This is a genomic window from Phyllobacterium sp. T2-21, assembly GCF_055378485.1.
Map to the genome: position 1 here is coordinate 322,501 of NZ_AP027912.1, position 12,504 is coordinate 335,004.

Annotated in this window: 10 protein-coding genes; 2 read left to right on the top strand and 8 right to left on the bottom strand. The window is 59.2% G+C overall.

Going from position 1 to position 12,504, the window contains the following annotated elements; all coding sequences use genetic code 11:
* Window positions 1-158: 158 nt before the first annotated feature.
* From ACZ5FP_RS01655 to leuS, 6 genes are all read right to left on the bottom strand, one after another.
* Entirely contained in the window at window positions 159-1,010 is an 852-nt protein-coding gene (locus ACZ5FP_RS01655) for an ABC transporter permease subunit (protein ID WP_464661747.1), read from the bottom strand.
* Window positions 1,007-1,780 (bottom strand): taurine ABC transporter ATP-binding protein, encoded by a 774-nt coding sequence (locus ACZ5FP_RS01660; RefSeq protein WP_464661748.1) that lies wholly within the window; start codon window positions 1,778-1,780, stop codon window positions 1,007-1,009. The genes ACZ5FP_RS01655 and ACZ5FP_RS01660 overlap by 4 nt, the downstream gene beginning before the upstream one ends.
* 112 nt (window positions 1,781-1,892) lie before the next feature.
* Window positions 1,893-2,900 (bottom strand): taurine ABC transporter substrate-binding protein, encoded by a 1,008-nt coding sequence (gene tauA / locus ACZ5FP_RS01665; protein WP_464661749.1) that lies wholly within the window; start codon window positions 2,898-2,900, stop codon window positions 1,893-1,895.
* A 148-nt stretch (window positions 2,901-3,048) separates the two neighbouring features.
* Window positions 3,049-4,209: an AAA family ATPase gene (locus tag ACZ5FP_RS01670; protein WP_464661751.1), complete on the bottom strand. Its 1,161-nt coding sequence runs from the start codon at window positions 4,207-4,209 to the stop codon at window positions 3,049-3,051.
* Between the two features lie 21 nt (window positions 4,210-4,230).
* Window positions 4,231-4,812 (bottom strand): LPS assembly lipoprotein LptE, encoded by a 582-nt coding sequence (locus ACZ5FP_RS01675; RefSeq protein ID WP_464661753.1) that lies wholly within the window; start codon window positions 4,810-4,812, stop codon window positions 4,231-4,233.
* Window positions 4,799-7,429: a leucine--tRNA ligase gene (gene leuS, locus ACZ5FP_RS01680; protein ID WP_464661755.1), complete on the bottom strand. Its 2,631-nt coding sequence runs from the start codon at window positions 7,427-7,429 to the stop codon at window positions 4,799-4,801. The genes ACZ5FP_RS01675 and leuS overlap by 14 nt, the downstream gene beginning before the upstream one ends.
* A gap of 119 nt (window positions 7,430-7,548) precedes the next feature.
* Between leuS and ACZ5FP_RS01685 the strand changes: the two genes are divergently transcribed.
* Window positions 7,549-8,214 carry a YggS family pyridoxal phosphate-dependent enzyme gene (locus ACZ5FP_RS01685; RefSeq protein ID WP_464661757.1) on the top strand — a complete coding sequence of 222 codons (666 nt, stop codon included), beginning with the start codon at window positions 7,549-7,551 and terminating at the stop codon, window positions 8,212-8,214.
* 12 nt (window positions 8,215-8,226) lie between these two features.
* Here ACZ5FP_RS01685 and ACZ5FP_RS01690 read toward each other — a convergent pair whose 3' ends face one another.
* A complete protein-coding gene (locus ACZ5FP_RS01690) occupies window positions 8,227-8,769 on the bottom strand; it encodes a YcbK family protein (RefSeq protein ID WP_464661759.1) in 543 nt (180 codons plus the stop codon).
* Between the two features lie 296 nt (window positions 8,770-9,065).
* On the opposite strand from ACZ5FP_RS01690, the gene acs reads away from it, so the two are divergent.
* Window positions 9,066-11,018, top strand: a complete 1,953-nt coding sequence (gene acs / locus ACZ5FP_RS01695; RefSeq protein ID WP_464661761.1) for an acetate--CoA ligase — start codon at window positions 9,066-9,068, stop codon at window positions 11,016-11,018.
* Between the two features lie 38 nt (window positions 11,019-11,056).
* Here the strand turns inward: acs and ACZ5FP_RS01700 are convergent, their stop codons facing one another.
* Window positions 11,057-12,322, bottom strand: a complete 1,266-nt coding sequence (locus tag ACZ5FP_RS01700) for a class I SAM-dependent methyltransferase (protein ID WP_464661763.1) — start codon at window positions 12,320-12,322, stop codon at window positions 11,057-11,059.
* Window positions 12,323-12,504: the final 182 nt, after the last annotated feature.

Consider the following 12,504-nt stretch of genomic DNA (forward strand, 5'->3'; position numbering starts at 1 on the left):
GATCAGGAATGGCCCCAATGCTAATTAACTCGACTATTTCTATAGAGAAAATATATTTCGTATAATGAGCCGCATGCGGATTGGTTTTCTCGGCCTCGCGCAAGCCGAAGCAAAGGCCAAGCGGTTTCCCGCAACACCTTTCCGCCGACGGGAGTTATCTATTCCCGACCGGCCCAGGGCACCACCAAACGTTCCAGCCGCCTGATCCCGATTTCCAGAATGAAAGCGACGATGGCAATAACGAAAATGCCCATGATGACAACATCCGTCACCAGGAACTGCGCTGCCGACTGGATCATGAAGCCGAGCCCCCGCGTGGCAGCCACCAGTTCCGCTGCAACCAGCGTCGACCATCCCGCCCCAAGCGCAATGCGCAATCCGGTCAGGATGGAGGGCAGTGCACTGGGCAAGATCACGTGGCGGACGACCTGCGCCCGGGTGGCACCGAGGGCGCGCGCCGCATTGACCCGGTCAAGCGATGCGCCTTTGACACCGGCGGCGGTGGAAATGGCAATCGGTGCCAGCATGGCAATGGCAATCACCAGGATTTTTGACGGCTCGCCTATACCGAACCAGATGATGACCAGCGGCAGATAGGCCAGTGGCGGAATGGGTCTGATGAATTCGATGATGGGATCGAAAATACCGCGCCCGATGGCGCTGACACCGATGGCGATGCCGGCGGGAACAGCGACTATCAGCGCAAGCAGCAGGGCCGCGAACACCCGCAGCAGGCTTGCAAGCAGGTGCTGCCACAGCGTGGCGTCGACAAAGCCATTGGTTGCGACGGAATAGAACTTCCACAGCACCGCCGAGGGCGCAGGCAGAAAAACCGGAGAAACCAGTTTGAAATGCGCCGCGACAATCCAGACAAGCACCAGGCCGGCAATGGTTACCGCGCTGGCAATGCGGGCCGTCGTTTTCGCCGAAAGCTTTGCCCTTTTGCCGTCAGGTCGCTCCGTGGCGCTTTCAACAGGAATATCCCGGCCGATTTCAACGGAGAGCGTCATGCCGCCTCTCCTTCGAAAATGGAATCTTCGAGCTCGGCACGCGCTTGATTGAATGCCGGGTCTGCCTTGATCGACCGGACAGGTTCACCGCCAACATAGCGGCGGCCGAAACCAGCCTCAATCTCCCTGACAACCCGGCCGGGACCAGGGGCAAGCACCACGATCCGCGTCGCCAGCAGCAGCGCCTCGTCAATGCCGTGGGTCACCATCAGAACGCCGACAGTGTTGGCCGCCCAGATATCGAGAAGCAGGGTCTGCATGCGTTCTCGCGTCAACGCATCAAGCGCACCCAGCGGCTCGTCCATCAGCAGAAAATCCGGTTCTGCCGCCAGCGCGCGGGCAAGGCCGACCCGCTGGCGCATACCACCCGACAGTTCCCAGATCGCCTTGCCGCCGATACCATCGAGCTTGACTCGTTCGAGCAGACGCGTTGCAGCAGCATCCCTCTCCTGTGCGGGTACGCCACGCAGTTTCAGGGCGAAGCTGACATTGTCCCGCACGCTCAACCAGGGAAACAGCGCGTCATTCTGGAAGACAACGGCGCGATCGGCACCGGGCGCCGTGATGGTCTTCCCATCCACGGTCACCATTCCTCTGGTCGGCGGCACCAGTCCGGCCGCAACATTGAGCAAGGTGGTCTTGCCGCAGCCGGACCGGCCAACCAGGACGACGAAATCGCCTGATTGGACGGAAATGCTTGCCTGCGTGACAGCAGGCTGCGCCTGACCGTCATAGTGCACGGAGACATAATCGAGAAAGAGATGTGCCATGGGGTCTACCGATTGAACGGCGGCGTTCACGGCCTTTCCGGTCTTCGGGGGAGAGGGAACCCCGAAGACCGGAAAGAGCACATGAACACCCCCGCGTTACAAGGTTTTGAACTCAGTTCGATGCGAGTGCCGCCTCCACGAATTTTGCCGTTGCATATTTCGAGTAGTCAGGAAGGACAGCATCAATCTTCCCCTGCTCTTTCAGGAATTCAGATGTAGCGGCAATGGCCTTGACCGTATCGCCGCCAAGGAACCTGGAGGATGCCTGTTCCGTCAGGGTCGGGAAAACATAGCCCTTCAACAGAAGCGGCACGTCGTCAGCTTTTGCCCCCGTCAGACGGCTGATCTTCTCGGCCTGCGGCGATGTCACTGACCATGCTTCCGGCTTCGCCAGATAGTCGGCATAGGCCGCCCCAGTCACCTTGACGAAATCACGCACGGCATCCGGGTGTTTTTCGGCAAATTCTGTACGGACGATCCAGGCATCGAATGTCGGCGCACCCCATTCGGCAACTTTGGATGAATCCACGATGATTTTGCCGCTGGTCCTGATCTGGCCAAGCGCCGGATCCCACACATAGGCCGCATCGATATCACCGCGCTCCCATGCCGCGGCGATTTCCGGCGGACGCAGGTTGAGGACATTGACCGACTTTGAATCGACGCCTTCATGCTTCAATGCGGCAAGCAGACTGTAATGCGTCGTTGAAACGAAGGGCACAGCCACTTTCTTGCCGGCCAGATCGGCAATCTTGCTGACATTGGAGCCATTGCGGGCGACCAGTGCTTCCGATTCGCCGATGAGACCAACAACGAGAATGGTCTGGATCGGCAACTCGCGGCTGGCGGCAGCCGCCAGCGGACTGGATCCGACATAACCGATGTCAACTGAGCCGGAAGCAACAGCGGCTATGACATCCGCACCGGAATCAAACTTCCGCCAGTCGATTTTGGCGGATGCAGCTTTTTCATAGGCACCATCCGCCTGCGGCACCTTGGAAGGTTCGACCACGGTTTGATAACCGATGGTGATCTTCAGATCCTCCGCCTGAGCGGAAGCAAACGCTCCGAGACTGAAAAGAACAGTGGTCGCAGCAAGGAAATGACGGCGGGTGAACATCGGTGATCCTGACCTGTTGAAACAATCCTGTTCCAACTCTGGTCATCTCTACCTGAATTGTAGAGTTACGATCTGCCAAGTTTCCATCCCACGGAGAAAATTATTTTCCCGGCAGCGCATTCGCGGAGAATCCGGGGGTGAACGATGCTCAATCGTCATCGTCGGCATAGCTGTCCGACACGCGCACGCCCTTGATGGTCGTAGCACCATGGTCGCGCACCACCGTCAGGGCCCGCGCCCCGGTTCGCGCTTCAATCTCGTCGGCGAGGATACGTGAATGGGTGACGATCCAGACCTGCGTCCGTTCCGCTGCATTGGCGATCATTTCAGCCAGGGCGGGAAGCATGGACGGGTGCAGGCTGGTCTCCGGTTCGTTCAGCGCGATAAGCCGCGGCAGGCGATAGGACAGAAGCGCACCGGCCAGGGCGAGAAACCGAATCTGCCCGTCCGAAAGCTCTTCGGGCCGGAAAATCCGCTGCGGGAATTCCGGCATCTGCAAACCGAACGTCGCGGTTTCGCGGGGAACAGGCACATCAAGCACCGCACCGCCGAGAGCCGATGCAATGCAATGGTCGAGATCAACGGTATCGCCGCGGATGTGCACCAATGTGGCGAAAACGGCAGCCAGATTCCGGCCGTCCTCATCCAGCATCGGCGCGGTGATTGCGAGAGCAGGCTGCCTAACCGGCGAATCGCGGTCCGTCCGGAAGCCGTGATAGAACCGCCATCCCAGAATGGTGGCGCGCAAATCACCGATTTCGGGATATCGTCCTGCATTGCCGAGCGCCGCCAATGCGGTTTCCGAATCAAGCAGGCGCACCGGATGCTCTATTCTTCGGCCACTGTCGTCGCGGGCAAACACCGCGGGGCCCTTGCGGTCCATCATTTCGACCGGGCGGCGGCCGGAATCGATTGTCAGACTTTCTTCCTTGATCTGCGGTTCGAAGGCAAAGCCTGCCGTCACCGGAGGCCGCAATCCGATCTCAATGCTGTAACTCGGCGCAAATCCCGTGCGCACCGCATGCCCGGTCCGAATCACTTCCTCGTCATCGTCGAAGGAAGCGCTGAAGACCATGCGCACCGGCCCGGGTTTGCGTTTGCCGGTCCACAATGCCGATTGCATACCGCCCTCGCGGGCTATCTCATAGGAAAGCGTGCCCTCGGCCGCCGCCTTGATCATCTGCATGGCGCGGTAAAGGTTGGATTTGCCGACACCGTTCTCGCCGACGAACACGGCAAGCTGGCGGATATCCAACCGGATCGATTGCAGCGACCGGTAACCGGTCGCCGAGAGGGAAATCAGACGCATGGGGGCCGCCCCGTTATGCCCTCAGAGCTTGGACATGTCCTGCGCAACGCTGAGGTTCAAGGCCTCCGCAACTTCCCGTGCCGCCCGGTTGACCGCATCGCGCTGCGCCCGGAGAACGGCGTAGCGCTGTCTTGGTGCATCGTAGTCGGCCGTCACAAGACGGGTGCCCTTGCCGACGACTTTGCCGTCCGCAATGCGCGTCAGCGTATAGCTGCCAGTCATGCGCATCGAACCGGCGGTCGGCTGACCGGATTTGTCGTTTGTTGCATTCTGGATGAGTGCAAGCGACAGATCCTGGTAGCTGACACCGAGTTGCAGCGTATAGGCGGCATTCGCAGGCTGGCCGGTTCCATGATTGAACATGAAGATCAGATTGTTGCGCACCTGCTGTGCTTCACGGCTGCCCACTTCCGCAATGGCGACGGTGGCAAGTTTCGACTGCACGCTGCCGCTCACGCCAGCGCCTGCCCCGGCCACCGGACCCGGATTGGAATAGAGCGGACGAACCTGGCAACCACCGGCGATCAGAGCCAAGCCGAGAACGCATACGGACAGCAAGCGCTTGGAGCCGGACACCGGCTGGAAACGATCAGGCAACGACATTGATGATCCTCTGCGGTACGATAATGACTTTCTTCGGCGGAATACCGTTCAACACCACCTTGACAAAATCAAGTTCGAGAGCGGCCTTTTCGACCGTCAATTGATCCGCATCGCGGGCAATTGTCAAATCACCCCGCTTCTTGCCGTTTATCTGTACCGGCATCGTGACGGTGTTCTCGACGATCAGTGCTTCGTTGTGGTGCGGCCAGGCTTTGTCAGCAACGAAACCGCTGCCGTTGAGGGCTTTCCAGCACTCCTCGGCCAGATGCGGCATCATCGGCGCGATCATGGCAATCAGCATATCCGTCGCTTCGCGGCAGGCAGCGATGATTGTCGCATCGGCTTCGCCTGCTGCGATCTTCTGCAAGGGAGCAGCCAGCACATTGACGAGTTCATAGAGACGCGCAACGGCCTTGTTGAAAGCCAGTTTTTCGATGTCTTCGCCGACGGCCTTGACCGTCCGGTGGGCCGCCTTGGAAATCGCCGCCGCATCGCCGTCGAAGGCAGGTGCGGCCGTCGCTCCCTGCAGGACCGGCGCTGCCTCTGAGATCAGGCGCCAGACACGCTGGACAAAGCGATGCGCACCCTCGGCTCCCGCTTCGGTCCAGATCACGTCGCGCTCAGGCGGCGAATCCGACAGCATGAACCAGCGCGCGGTATCGGCGCCATAGGAAGCGATGATGTCGTCCGGATCGACAACGTTCTTCTTCGACTTCGACATTTTCTCGATCGAGCCGATTTCAACCTCGTCGCCGGTGGCGATCAGAACCGCCCGGCGCTTGCCGTTGCTTTCCTCCAGCCGCACTTCGGCCGGCGTGACCCAGCTGCCATTGGCGCCCGTGCCAAGCCGGTAGGTCTCGTGCACGACCATGCCTTGCGTGAACAGTCCCTTGAACGGCTCGCTGATATCGAGATGCCCGGCAACTTTCATCGCGCGGGTAAAGAAACGCGAATAGAGCAGATGCAGGATCGCATGCTCGATGCCGCCGATATACTGATCAACCGGCAGCCAGTGATTGGCCACTTTCGGATCGGTCGGTTCGTTCTCCCACGGCGCGGTGAAGCGGGCAAAATACCAGGACGAATCGACAAATGTATCCATCGTGTCGGTTTCGCGCCGGGCCGCCTTGCCGCATTGCGGGCAATTGACATGCCGCCACGTCGGGTGCCTGTCGAGCGGGTTACCCGGACGATCGAATTCCACGTCATCCGGCAGCTTCACCGGCAGGTCGGCCTTGGGAACCGGAACAACGCCGCAATCGTCGCAATGGATCATCGGGATCGGGCAGCCCCAGTAGCGCTGGCGCGAGATGCCCCAGTCGCGCAGGCGGAAATTCACCTTGCGCTCGCCCTGCGGACGGCCGCCGAGTGTTTGTTCTTCCAGAAGCTTGGCAACCGCATCAAAGGCCACTGCGGGCGACAGCCCATCGAGGAAGCGCGAATTGATCATCACGCCATCATCGACGTAGGCGGTTTCGGTGATCTGGAATGTGGCCGCATCGCCGCCCTCCGGCATGACAACAGCCACGACAGGCAGGCCATACTTGTTGGCAAAATCCAGATCGCGCTGATCGCCGGACGGGCAGCCGAAAATCGCGCCCGTGCCGTAATCCATCAACACGAAATTCGCGACAAAGACCGGCAGTGTCCAGTTCTCATCAAGAGGATGTTTGACGCGCAGGCCCGTATCGAAACCCCGCTTTTCCGCGGTTTCCAGCGCAGCCAGAGATGTACCCGCACGGCGGCATTCATCGTTGAATTCAGCCAGGGCGGGATTGTTCTCCGCCGCTTTTTTCGCCAGCGGATGATCCGCCGCAATGGCCAGGAAGGATGCACCGAACAGCGTATCGGGCCGCGTCGTATAGACCTCGACCTCGGTCTCGCCACCGATCTGCGATTGGGTGTCCAGCGCCCAGCGGATCAGCATGCCTTCGGACTTGCCGATCCAGTTGCGCTGCATCAGCCGCACCTTGTCCGGCCACTGATCGAGACCATCCAGAGCGCTCAGCAACTCTTCATTGAAATCGGTGATCTTGAAAAACCATTGCGTCAGTTCGCGCTGTTCCACCAGCGCGCCGGAGCGCCATCCGCGGCCATCGATGACCTGCTCGTTGGCAAGCACCGTCATGTCTTCGGGGTCCCAGTTGACCTTGGAAGACTTGCGCGTCACCAGCCCCTTCTCGACAAAGTCGAGGAACAGCATCTGCTGGCGGTGGTAATATTCGACATCGCAGGTGGCGAATTCGCGCGACCAGTCCAGCGAAAGACCCATGGACTTCAGCTGGCTGCGCATTGTCGCAATGTTCTGGTAGGTCCATTCCTTGGGATGAACCTTGTTCTGCATCGCCGCGTTTTCTGCCGGCATGCCGAAGGCGTCCCATCCCATCGGGTGGAGAACATTGAATCCCTTGGCGCGCTTGTAGCGGGCAACGACGTCACCCATGGCATAGTTGCGCACATGCCCCATGTGGATGCGTCCCGACGGATAGGGGAACATCTCAAGCACGTAGTAGGGGTCGCGCGGATCGTCATTGTCGGTTTCGAAGAGCTTGGCTTCGTCCCAAACCTTTTGCCAATGCTTCTCGGCTACGCGGGGATTGTATCGTTCGGTTGCCATGAACGGGATTCTCTTGCAAAGGATAGTGATGGGCGGACCTTCACCATGGATTGACCAGAGCGTCAACCATTGACAATGAGGGTTTGGCCGAAACTGCATCAAAAAGGACACGCTTGACCATGTCGACCGCCGTTGAAAACCTTCTTGCCGTTCGCAAAGCCATTGCGAAAGCCGAAGCGGAAGCCAACCGTAGGGAAGGCTCGGTGACACTCGTTGCCGTATCGAAAACCTTTGACGCAGCAGAGATTCGCCCTGTTCTGGACGCCGGACAGCGTGTTTTCGGGGAAAACCGAGTTCAGGAAGCGCAATCAAAGTGGCCCGGTTTGCGCGAGGACTATGCGGGTATAGACCTTCATCTCATCGGGCCGCTGCAATCAAACAAGAGTGAAGACGCCGTTGCGCTGTTTGATGTCATTGAAACGGTTGACCGGGAAAAGATCGCCGCAGCCCTTGCCGGCGAAATGAAGAAGCAGAACCGGTTTCCCAAGCTCTACGTTCAGGTCAATACCGGCTCCGAACCGCAGAAAGCCGGGATCGAGCCGAAGGAAGCCGTCGCCTTTGTCGAGCGCTGCCGCACGGTGCACGGACTGGCCATCGAAGGCCTGATGTGCATCCCTCCGGCGGATGAGAACCCTGGCCCGCACTTTGCCCTTCTGGAAAAGATCGCGCAGGAAGCCGGCGTGGAAAAGCTCTCCATGGGCATGTCGGGCGACTACGAGACCGCCGTCGGCTTTGGCGCGACATCGGTGCGCGTCGGCTCGGCCATTTTCGGCAGCCGAACCTGACGACCTGGCAAATCACCAACTACGGCGCGGTCCCGTATCGATGTGATAGTAACCGGCGGGATAGCGTTTGAAGCCGCCGACTTCCTTGCTGCCCGACAGATGCTGCAGCAGGCCGGACGCGCTTCCATGCACACGGAAGTCAACAGCCTGGCAGCTCAGATGGTAGGACTTTTCCCGCCCGCCTGCCCTGCGGTTGGCGTTGCGTGACCGCACGGTCGAATTGACGGTGATCGGGCCATAGGCTGCGGAAACACGGTTCAAGACATGCTTGAGCCTTTCCGGCACGCAATTGGCCGGGGCCTTGTACTGAATATAGGATTTGCCGCGCGGCATGGCCGCAAGCACGAGCGGATTGATCTTGTCGAACAGGGAATCGCCGAGCAGATGCGCATGCTCTTCGTCAAAGAGGTGTGCACCGAGCCGTTTCCAGGGATTGGCCGGTTCCGGCAGCGTGCCGGCGGTGGCGGAATTGGCAAAAATGAGCCCGAACAGGGCAATCGCCAGAGAGGCGGATTTTGCGCGAAACACAACGCCGCGCAAGGGTAACATTGTCATCCATCAGTCCTTGATTGGGCGCACGCTCTTCAGTCCACACGGCGCGCCGGCATTATCCTCCCAAGTCAAGGCAGAGACGGTCTAAGGCAAAATGTGTCCAAAATGGATCACGCCCCATAACAAAATGTAACGTAATATTACAACGCGTAGCGGTTTGTGTGCGACGGAACGCCGTTCCCTCCGGGGCATTTGCTGTATTTACGCATCGATTTGCATGGTGATAATGAACGCCATGCGCCTCTCTCCCCGGGAGGCATCCGGGTGGAGGCCCGTCAGCTCAGGTTTGGAGGAAATTGATGTCCGAGAAGGTCTATCCCGTGCTGCCAAGCGCGAAGAAGAACGCGCTTATCGACAATGAAACATATCTCGCCTGGTACAAGCAGAGCATCAAGGATCCGGAGAAGTTCTGGGCCAAGCACGGCAAGCGCATCGACTGGTTCAAGCCCTATACCAAGGTCAAGAACACTTCCTTCGAGGGCAAGGTCGCGATCAAATGGTTCGAAGACGGCCAGACCAATGTCTCTTACAATTGCATCGACCGGCACCTGAAGAAGCGCGGCGACCAGGTCGCCATCATCTGGGAGGGCGACAATCCCTACCTCGACAAGAAAGTCACCTACAACGAGTTGTATGAGCAGGTGTGCCGTCTTGCCAATGTGCTGAAGAAGCACGGCGTCAAGAAGGGCGACCGCGTGACGATTTATATGCCGATGATCGTCGAAGCCACCTACGCCATGCTGGCCTGCGCGCGTATCGGCGCTGTCCACTCCGTCGTTTTCGGCGGTTTCTCGCCCGATGCGCTTGCCGGCCGCATCATCGATTGCGAATCCACCTTCGTCATCACGGCGGATGAAGGCATGCGCGGCGGCAAGCCGGTCCCGCTGAAGGACAACACGGACAAGGCCATCGACATCGCTGCCAAGAATTATGTGATGGTGAAGAACGTGCTGGTTGTCCGCCGCACGGGCGGCAAGACCAGCTGGGCGCCCAACCGCGACCTCTGGTATCACGAGGAAATCCTCAGCGTGAAGCCCGAGTGCAAGCCGGAAAAGATGAAGGCCGAGGATCCGCTGTTCATCCTTTACACATCGGGCTCCACCGGCAAGCCGAAGGGTGTGCTGCACACGACAGGCGGTTATCTCGTCTATGCCTCGATGACGCACCAATATGTCTTCGACTATCACGACGGTGATATCTACTGGTGCACGGCCGATGTGGGCTGGGTCACCGGCCACTCCTATATCGTCTACGGCCCGCTTGCCAACGGCGCCACAACCCTGATGTTCGAAGGTGTTCCCAACTACCCCACCAATTCGCGCTTCTGGGAAGTCATCGACAAGCACAAGGTCAACATCTTCTACACCGCCCCCACTGCCATTCGTGCGCTGATGAGCGCTGGTGATGAGCCGGTCAAGAAGACCTCGCGCAAATCGCTGCGCATCCTTGGTTCGGTCGGCGAACCGATCAATCCGGAAGCCTGGGAATGGTACTATCAGGTGGTCGGCGACAAGCGCTCGCCCATCGTCGATACCTGGTGGCAGACGGAAACCGGCGGTATTCTCATCACGCCGCTGCCGGGTGCCACCGACTTGAAACCGGGTTCCGCCACGCGCCCGTTCTTCGGCGTGCAGCCCCAGCTGGTCGACAATGAAGGTGATGTGCTGGAAGGTGCAGCCGACGGCAATCTCTGCATCACCGACTCGTGGCCGGGACAGATGCGCACGCTCTATGGCGATCACAAGCGCTTCATCGAGGCCTACTTCTCCACCTACAAGGGCAAGTATTTCACCGGGGATGGCTGCCGCCGCGACAAGGATGGCTATTACTGGATCACCGGCCGTGTCGACGACGTGCTCAACGTGTCGGGTCACCGCATGGGCACCGCCGAAGTGGAATCGGCTCTGGTCTCCCATGACACGGTTTCGGAAGCGGCAGTGGTCGGTTATCCCCATGATCTGAAGGGACAGGGCATCTATTGCTATGTCACGCTGATGGCCGGTCTCGAAGGCACCGACGAGCTGCGCAAGGAACTCGTTGCCCATGTGCGCAAGGAAATCGGGCCGATTGCCTCCCCGGACAAGATCCAGTTTGCACCGGGCCTGCCCAAGACGCGCTCGGGCAAGATCATGCGCCGTATCCTGCGCAAGATCGCCGAGGACGATTTCGGCTCATTGGGCGATACGTCGACACTGGCCGATCCGGCTGTTGTCGACGACCTGATCGCCAACCGGCAGAACAAGAAGGGCTGAGCGGCAAGCCGCTGCAAAAACCGAACAAGAGCCGGTCTCTAGCGATAGAGATCGGCTCTTGTCTGTGGCACTGCGGAAATTCCGCGCTTGCGCTTGGATGCCAGCGTCTGGTTGATCTGTACGGTCCCGCGCTCGAACGCCAGCGCGCAGCCGGTCAAATAGAGCAGCCAGAGCCGGGCTTTTGGCGCACCGACTTCCGCAATCGCCTCGTCAAAGCGGGCATGCAGTCGATCGGCCCAGAGACGGCAGGTCCGGCCATAGTGCTCGCGCAGGTTTTCCACATCGTGAACCTCGAAACCATAGCCTTCGAGATTTTCAATAGTCATGCCGAGATGGTCGAGTTCACCGCCTGGGAAGATATATTTCACCAGCGCCAGATGCTCGGCACTCTTGCGGCGGAACGTCTTCTTGTTGCGCTTCATACGACGGGTGATGGCATGATGCAGATAAAGACCGCCCGGTCGCAGCAGACGGTGCACGCTGGAAAAATACGTATCGTAATTGGCGATGCCGACATGTTCGAACATGCCGATCGATGAAATCTTGTCGAACTCCTCGTCGAGGTGTTCATAGGATTTCACGTGAATCGTGATCTTGTCTTCCAGACCCTCTGCCTTGATCCGTTCGCGGGCAAGCGCGGTCTGGGCTTCCGAAAGCGACACGCCGGTTCCAGTGATGCCGTAATGCTTGGCCGCATGGATCAGCATCGCACCCCAGCCGCAGCCGATATCCAGCAGTTTTTCCCCAGGCTTCAAGCGCAACTTGCGGCAGATCAGGTCCAGCTTGGCTTCCTGCGCCTGATCGAGGCTGTTGGCCCAGTCGGTGAAGTAGGCACAGGTGTAGACCATGCGCTCGTCGAGAAAGAGCTGGTAGAATTCATTCGACACATCATAGTGGTGGGTAATGGCCGCCTTGTCGGAGCCGCTGACGAAAGGCTTCTGTCCATCGACGCCCGAAGCATCCGTCCCGCGGCCGCCGAGCAGCAAAGCCGGCACGTCCTTCAGCAGTTGCCATTTGGGCAGGGTCTTGAGCTTCTGCTTGAACTTGCCTTTGGGCCCACGCTCGACCAGGTCGAACAGCGTGCCGTTCTTCACGTCGATCTGACCCGAAATCCACAGCTCGACGATCGATCCGATGTTGGGTTTCAGCGCCAGACGGCGCACGGCCATCGGATCGTTGATCGCAAGCACCGGACCGTCCATGTCGCCGATACGCTCGCCATTCCATAGCTCCACGGCAAATTGCGGCTCCAGCATGTTTAGGACTGTGCGGATGATCCGCGCCGCGCTTTCTTGTGCCGCCATGCAACAACTCCAAATCATAGGCTCCGGCACACTGCGGCCGAAGGTCCGGCAGAACCTATGCGCTTCGTTTCCGGCTGGCAACGCACTTTCACGGGCCGCTGAAAACGGCGATTGAAAATTTTCCCTTGAAACCTGACGCGGCAGACCCCATTCTCAATTTATGTTCAACGAATGAAAAGGAG